The organism is uncultured Gimesia sp. (assembly GCF_963972345.1).
Taxonomy (GTDB): domain Bacteria; phylum Planctomycetota; class Planctomycetia; order Planctomycetales; family Planctomycetaceae; genus Gimesia.
This window is the reverse complement of sequence record NZ_CAXAVM010000269.1, coordinates 1-7,820: the sequence shown is the minus strand read 5'-3', so window position 1 is coordinate 7,820 and position 7,820 is coordinate 1. Positions and strand designations below refer to the sequence as shown.

Here is a 7,820-nt window from a genome sequence, read left to right as displayed (position 1 = left end):
CGCAAACGTCACGCCAAACAGTTCACTTTTTTTGACCTTTTGAGACAGCTTCTAGTGACGGCCATTGATTTCTTCCCCCTGGCTGATCAATCCGAGGTAGAGAATGACCCAACTGTTCGTCGTGTAGAACCGCTTTCAAAAGGGCGATTACCCGTCAATCCAACATTACCGCGACCTTTTAACTTAAGTTCTTCAGCATTTGATCGATCTGACACTACGATCACATCTATCGTTGGCCCAGGTGCAACAGGACCGGCCTTTCCCATGCTGGGCTACCGAAATGACGCGGTTAGTTTTCTCCCGGATGCCGCTTCCAATGTTTTCGCACCTGGCTGGGATACGTCACGAAGTCGGGATTCGCAGAATTCTTTCTTGACCAGTTCGGGCCTGGGATCTCCCTTTCCGGAGGACGCGAAACTTTGCGCAGCCCTTGCGTCATTCTGGCCTGCGGTTGCCCCCGACAACGGCCGCACCTTTGGGAATGATGGCTTTGGCAATCAGCTGCCGATGCTCGACCAAGAACTGGGATTCCATCCTAAACATGATCGAGTCAAATCGGGCGAAGTTGTTTCGTCGAAAGGTTGGGATGGAGAGTTTGGCCCGTTCTTCGAGGTCGTTAGTGGAAAACTTCACGTTAACTATGTCGACATCGCGCGTTCGGATTACGTGTCGCACGCCCTGGCAGGTGACTTCAAGGTTTCCTTGACAGCGGAGATTCAAAGTGAGGAGTTGATCACACGTCATCAGGCTCTTCAGGTTTGTGAATCGATTATTACAGCGGGAGCCAACACTGATGTTTTTCTCTGCGTCGTACGGAATATTGACGATTGGGCTGTTGCTGGCGCAGGTGCAGCACAACTGCAGGGTAGAGGTTACGAACTCGAATTTGCGGAACTCAGAGGCGCGGTTAAACCAACGTCGGAACAAAACCGCGTTCGGCGTGAGGTTCAAAAACGCCACACTTGCCAATTAGGATCGAATGGTATTGCTTACAAGGATGGTAGCAGTGCCTTCATTTTTCGCGCTCTGCCGTAATGTCATCCCAGACCCCAAAAATATCTGATGTAGTCATTCTCGGTGCAGGTCCTGCGGGGGCGGCAGCTGCAATTACACTTTTGCAGCATGGTATTCGAGTTTTGATCATTGAAGCAACACTTTTCCCGCGGACTCGACCAGGAGAGACATTGCACCCAGGTGTAGAAGTTGTTTTTCAGCAGCTCGGAGTCGCAAAATCTGTCAATTCGGCTGGCTTTATTCGGTATGATGGCCACACCGTCGAATCATCGTTCTTGGCCACTAGCCAGTTTCAGGAATTTGGGGCCGATGAAGAAGGTCCCTGGTTTGGGTATCAAGCTCCTCGTGAACAACTTGATTCGATACTTCTTGAATACGCTGTAAAAAAGGGAGCCGTACTTCTGCAACCAGGCAGGCCGACTTCAGTAGTAAAGAAATGTGATCGCATCATTGGCATACGAACAAACCAATCGACCATCCACTGCCAATATGTGCTTGACGCTACGGGGCGGCATCAATGGCTAACAAAACAGCTGGGGCTCTCGTGGGAACAGTGTTCGAAAAAGCTCATTGCGAGATACGGATATGCTCAGCAAATCGCCGATTTCAATATTTCCTTGCCCGCGCATCCAATGATGACGATTGACCAGGAAGGTTGGACGTGGTTGGCACCACTCCCGAAGGCTAGAATCGCATGGGTTCGGCTTTGTTTTAATGGTCGGGATCCTGGCAGCAAATGGTCTCCACCTAAATTAAATTCACTCCCTAAAGACGGAAAAAGTCGCGGCGCTGACGTGACTTGGCGTAAGTCGCGACAGATGACTGGTGAAAACTGGATGCTTCTTGGTGATGCCGCCTTTGTGCTGGATCCATCATCCTCGCATGGGGTGCTGAGAGCAATGATGTCCGGAATTCTGGCAGCACAAAAAATTGCAAATAGCGAATGTCGGGGCGTTTCTTTTGAAATCGGATCTCGCGACTACGCAAATTGGATGGAACAATGGTTTGACACCGACATCGCCGTGTTAGATCAACTGAATCAATCAATGTTCGGTTTCAACGTATTGCCGAACAAAGTGGGGATTGATTCCATCTGAAATAACAAAAAGTTCTCTACGAATTTCAAATTTCAAATTACTTCCTTGAGGCCCTAGGCATTTCAGATGGGCTTAGCAAGAAGCAGTTCTGGGTATAGAGCGCATCAAATTTAATCACAGCGTCTCTCTTTCCATTTTCACCGGTCCCAATGGCCCTGAAGACGCTACCGTAAAACTGGACACAGTCTTATGACCGTTGTTTACTTACTGAGAGGAATTTCAATATCCAGTGTTTCATCCTGAGATTGAAACTGCTGCTTGAGTTTAAAATCAGCAAATAGTGTTTTGCCTTGCAGGAAGGTTTCTCCGCCGTCTTCGGATTGGAAAGGGACGCCATCGAAGCCTGTCACGCTGAGAAGATAGGCCCCCCCTGTGATCCCTTTTCCGGGTGCTGTTTCGAAATGCCCGTCCTTGATCGTCGCATAACTGCCCGGCCCGCTGTGATTGGCTGAGGGATCAGGAGAGATAATAATCTCACCTTCCGGAACGGGCTTCCCCTGATAAGTCACCGTGCCGGACAAGGTAAAGCGCGATGGACCTTCACCCTGCCCACCGCAGCCCATGGCAGTCAGTACAATGAGAACGGGCATCAGTCTGGTTGTGTTCCAGCAGATCATCAACATGTTGCCACCTTTGTGAACAGCGGTTTCAAATGGTTTCTACCTGAAATTCATTGCGAGGGTTTTGGACCTCCCTGTGACAGATTCACTTCCTCTGGAGCACAACCCTTTAAACATCGCACTCTCAATCCAGCATACTCGGACCGAATGCCCTGGAAAGACGCTCCAGCAAAACTTGACGCCGTTTAAAATTCTCCGAGCACCCGTCCATCGGCACGCTGAGCCAGATCAAAGTACGTATTCAGATCAATATTTTCACTGATGAAGCGGACCGATCCGTCTCCTAAAGTGAAATGACATCCACCGACGTGAAAACTGCCGAACAGACGCGACTGTTGATTGATCGTATCGTGGTCTCCGCCATGACCTGCCACAGAGTTGATCGGCAATTGCGCGCCAGCCAGCACGTTCGGTGCCCCGGAAGCACCCAGCCGTCCGCCTGAAGCCCAACCGATGTGAACACCATCACTCCGGCCAGTGGGAGTCAATGCATATCTGGTTTCCCCGACCAGAAATGTATTGGAGGTGCCGTCAGTGACATCACGCATGCGGGTATTTGAATTGTGGAACAGGATACCGTTGACATAAAACGCCCGCTGCCCGCTGACTGTGGAGCAGGACGGGGCAGCAGTGGATGCACCACCGCCCTGTACTCCCAGGTAATTGATGTTATTAACGCCTGAGCCGGAATTGGGATCGGAAGGACATTGATATTTCTTATTGCCCTGTTGAAAAATATTTTCGTTCTCTGTCACCCCGGGCAGATTTGAGGTCGTCGTGAACAGTGCTTCAAAATTCAATTTGTTATACAGATTGGAATCCTCAAGGAAAGGCAGAACCTGAACCGTCCAGGAAGCGCGGGAATCCATTGCATTTGACTGGCACCAGTTCCCGGAATAGGAAAAGCCGGAACGTGTTGCGATGGTACCGGGAGGAAAGCAGCGATGTGTATCATGATAATTGTGCAGCGCCAGCCCCAGCTGTTTCATGTTATTTTTGCAGGTACTGCGGCGGGCCGCTTCACGGGCCTGCTGGACCGCTGGTAACAGCAGTGCAATCAGAATCGCGATGATAGCGATCACAACCAGCAGTTCGATTAACGTAAACCCGTATTTTTTCTGTTTAGCTATCAACCACATCTGAAACCCTCCATTTTAATTAACGCATATAAAGAGATCCGACGTTAGCCGATATTAAAAATGATCAATATTGACTGAACGTGAGAATAAAATTCCTTGATAAATAAAACCTCTCAAATAAATACATCAAATCTGATCTGTCGACACGTTGGCTGGTGCGCATCACATTTAGCCATAGAGTCTGTCGATCTATTTTACTCGGGCCAAATGGTCCTGGAGTCGCTACATTAAAACGGGACACAGTCTAGCGAACTTCGTTCCAGAGAAATTCCAGTCGCACGAGTTCCGGATGCTTTTGCTTTTCCGGAGACATACGATAAGTAATCACATTGAAAAGGGTCTGATCATTACGCTGCTGAAAATAAGGAACTGCATAATATCCGTCTTTAATCGTGACTCCCGGTTCGGGGTCCAGCACAACGTGGCGTTCTACGTCAAACGTATCAGAATTAATACGAAACAGAGCCAGTTCCATCGGTCCGCCGCGTGAATTCCGTCCGAGCAGATACAGGCATCCGTCCCGCATAAAAAGCCTCGGGCGTCCGATATGCGTACCAATGGTTTCGCAGGCATCAGTCAGGTCACGCTGTTTGATTAATCGAAAATCCTGATCGACCCGATGCAGGCGAATTTTGTTATCGTAACCCCGCGTCGCGATCAGAAATTCTTTTCCGTCGACAATGATCGAACTTTCATTCAGATTCAGATCTCCAAATTCACGGCTGAGATTGCGCACGTGTTTCCAGTTCTGCCCGTTATCATCGGAGGCGATCACGGAAACCTGTCCATAGATCCGTTTTCCCTGTTCATCGAAAGCACTTTTTCGCGCAGTCAGTTCAGGAAAGTCCATTGCCAGCATGTAGACCGTGTCGCCGACAACGGCACTCTCAAAAATATAACCATATTCCACCCCGCCCACTGGACCGAGTTTCTGCATGGGAGAGAATGTCTGCCCCTGGTCGTCGCTGATCGTCCAATAAACGCCGGTACGATGATTCCGTTTACGAGCCTGGACCAACTTTTGAACGTCAACCAGATTCCCGATTCTACCGTCGGGAAATTGAACCCATTCCCCCATTTGAAAGATCAATGGCTGCTGTTCCCCGATGATCTTACGCTCGGTGATCTGATTGGTCTCGGTATTGAAGCGGACCATTTCCAGTACCGCACCCGGGTCACTGGAGTGTCTGCGCCCCCGTTTATAGGAAATCAGAATTTCCTGGGGATTCAACCGAAGCACGGCCGGAAAGGCCAGGTATGACATCTGTTTTTCAGCAGCGAACTGATCCGGATTCAAGATCACCTGCTCCTGCTTATAGGCAGGTCGTTCCGGCTTCGGATCTGCGTACGTGGATGAGGTTGTCAAAAGCAGTATCAGAGTCGGCAGGATCAGTGTCTGTCGCATTATTGTATTTCCGTTACCTGAATTTATCTTGATCGGTTTTACCATCATTCGACTCCAGGTCTGTTTCAATGGAAGCGCGAATCACACGGTCGGCGGAGCGGAGAATATGCAGACGCATCCGGGCTTCCGCTTCCTCAACCTGTTTGGTTTTTAATAATTCAATAATGGCCCGATGATCGTCCAGCGCCTGCTGTTTATGAAATGCGAACTCTTCCTTCGTCAGTTCACGCCGACTGCGACGTCTTGAAAGTACATAAAACACATAGAAGCATTCCCGGAGCAGACTTTTCAACGTCCGCTCAAAGCGATCATTACGACTCGCTTCTGCCAGGGCTTCATGAAATTTCACATCCAGCGAACTCCATTTCTGGAAATCATCACCTTCCAGAATGTCCTGCATCCCATCGCAAATGATCTCCAACCGCATCAGATCGGCCTCACTGGTATATGTCGCCGCGGAACGAACACAGCCGCCCTCAATGACAGCGCGATAGTCAAAAAGCTGTCGGAGTTCATCGACCGTATAACGTCGTAGACGAACACTCTCCCCTTTGCGGCCCCCTTCGAGTGCACCCTGTGCAACCAGACTGGACAGGGTCTCACGCATGGGAATCCGGCTGACACCCAAACGGTCTGCCAGATTACGCTCAACCAGGCTGCTTCCTGTCTCGAATTCACCGGAAAAAATCAACTGTGACAGTTTCTCAAAAACTTCACTTTCTCCCATGACGGCCATTCCCTGTTTTTAATATATGAAATAATGGATGCCAAAAGTACCACATGGTATACCAAGTGTCAACAACTAATATTATTAAATGACACTTGTTTTGGTTAACCACCTCATCGCATTACTATATAAAGACTTACGTTCTTTTTAACCTGTAATTATTATACCTCTTTGCACATGAGGTGAAGAGGATTGGGGGCTACTCGACTTGCGTCTGTAGCGATAGAAAGCGTCTTACCGGGGAAAGAATTTATAGATGCAGAGAGAGGACTGAAAGCTGAGGTCAAACGAGACATCAGGGAGATCAAGTGAAAATTCTGATCAGAACACTGGAGCTTCCGCATGCGATGAGGAGTGTATTTTGTCGCATGTTTTTTATACGAGTTCATACCGTGATGGGAGAGCTTAGGACCAGGGCACATTCTAACCAACAACTCGGACTCTCACCCTGCTGAAGGTGAATTGAAAGTCAGCCAGCGTAAAAAATGAGAGTGCGAGGATCACCGACTCTCCCCCTTCCTGCTTTCAGTTTCTAATGGACTTCTTTCATTATAATGAGTAGCATCAATCGCTCTGGGCAGGCGCTGATTCAAATTTGAATCGGATGGATTTCTCAGATTTTTATCGACGTGAAAGAAATACACGGAGGTGCAACCGGAATGGTTGCCATCTATGCCGACAGAATACAATTCACCCATGTCATTCGCCGCGTGATGTTCTTAATTCAGGCAAGGTTGAATTACAATTTTGAAACACTCAGACAATTTTTAAATCTGTTGAGAGGAGTTGGGTGACATAATGCGAGTGATGACCGTTATTTTTTGTTTGTTTGTTTCTGTAATGAACTCAGCAGTGGCCGCTGATCCTCTCCCTTCATGGAATGCAGGACCCACCAAAGACGCGATTATCAACTTCGTCAAATGTGCGACCAATGACGGTTGTCCGTTATACATACCGCCGCAGGATCGGATTGCCGTTTTCGATAATGACGGTACTCTCTGGTCCGAACAGCCCGCTTATTTCCAGTTGATGTTTGCCCTGGATCGGGTCAAAGCAATGGCGGACCAGCACCCCGAATGGAAAACGGAGCAACCATTCCAGGCCATTCTGGAAAATGATTTCAAAGCGGTCGCGGCATCCGGAAAAGAGGGTTTACTGAAAATCATGGCAGTGACGCACAGCGGAATGACCACCGACGAATTTGAAGAGACAGTTCGTAGCTGGATCAAAACAGCCCGCCATCCACAGCGAAAAGTTCCGTATACGCAGCTGGTCTTTGAACCGATGCGGGAACTATTGAATTATCTGTGTGAAAACGGCTTCAAAACTTATATCGTCTCCGGTGGCGGTGTCGATTTTATGCGCGTCTGGGCAGAGGACATCTATGGAATTCCCCCCGAGCAGGTGATTGGCAGCAGCGTCAAAGTCAAACTGGCAAACCGTGATGGGAAACCGGTACTGGAACGACTGGCAGAGATCGACTTCATCGACGATAAAGCCGGGAAACCCGTTGGCATTCATCGTTTCATCGGTCGGGCGCCGGTAATGGCTTTCGGAAATTCGGACGGCGATCTGCAGATGTTGCAGTGGACTGACCGAAAACCGCATACGTTCAAAGCCATTGTCCACCATACCGATGCGAAACGGGAATACGCCTACGACCGTCAGTCCCCGATCGGCCAACTCGACAAGGCCCTCGATCAGGCGCAAGAGAAAGGCTGGACGGTGATTGATATGCAGAAAGACTGGACCCGTATCTATCCCAAGCATTAGCAGAAAGAATTACTTTCGCTAATCGGCATAATCGTTAAAATCGAT

The 7,820-nt window shown here is 49.0% G+C and carries 7 protein-coding genes; 3 read left to right on the top strand and 4 right to left on the bottom strand.

Going from position 1 to position 7,820, the window contains the following annotated elements; all coding sequences use genetic code 11:
* A partial coding sequence (locus AACZ40_RS27030; RefSeq protein ID WP_339676674.1) for a hypothetical protein occupies positions 1-1,035 on the top strand: 1,035 nt, incomplete at its 5' end.
* Positions 1,035-2,111, top strand: a complete 1,077-nt coding sequence (locus AACZ40_RS27025; RefSeq protein WP_291169228.1) for an FAD-dependent monooxygenase — start codon at positions 1,035-1,037, stop codon at positions 2,109-2,111. The genes AACZ40_RS27030 and AACZ40_RS27025, both read left to right, overlap by 1 nt.
* 200 nt (positions 2,112-2,311) lie before the next feature.
* On the opposite strand, the gene AACZ40_RS27020 is transcribed toward AACZ40_RS27025, so the two are convergent.
* The 4 genes from AACZ40_RS27020 to AACZ40_RS27005 all read right to left on the bottom strand — a co-directional run bounded on the left by AACZ40_RS27020 (position 2,312) and on the right by AACZ40_RS27005 (position 6,002).
* Positions 2,312-2,701: a hypothetical protein gene (locus AACZ40_RS27020; RefSeq protein ID WP_291169225.1), complete on the bottom strand. Its 390-nt coding sequence runs from the start codon at positions 2,699-2,701 to the stop codon at positions 2,312-2,314.
* A 215-nt stretch (positions 2,702-2,916) separates the two neighbouring features.
* Positions 2,917-3,870: a DUF1559 domain-containing protein gene (locus tag AACZ40_RS27015; protein WP_291169222.1), complete on the bottom strand. Its 954-nt coding sequence runs from the start codon at positions 3,868-3,870 to the stop codon at positions 2,917-2,919.
* Positions 3,871-4,114: 244 nt separating this feature from the next.
* Complete coding sequence (locus AACZ40_RS27010; protein ID WP_291169220.1) at positions 4,115-5,275, bottom strand: sialidase family protein; 1,161 nt, start codon at positions 5,273-5,275, stop codon at positions 4,115-4,117.
* 13 nt (positions 5,276-5,288) lie between these two features.
* Complete coding sequence (locus AACZ40_RS27005; protein WP_291169218.1) at positions 5,289-6,002, bottom strand: GntR family transcriptional regulator; 714 nt, start codon at positions 6,000-6,002, stop codon at positions 5,289-5,291.
* Positions 6,003-6,854: 852 nt separating this feature from the next.
* Between AACZ40_RS27005 and AACZ40_RS27000 the strand changes: the two genes are divergently transcribed.
* Positions 6,855-7,775, top strand: a complete 921-nt coding sequence (locus AACZ40_RS27000) for an HAD family hydrolase (RefSeq protein ID WP_291169215.1) — start codon at positions 6,855-6,857, stop codon at positions 7,773-7,775.
* Positions 7,776-7,820: the final 45 nt, after the last annotated feature.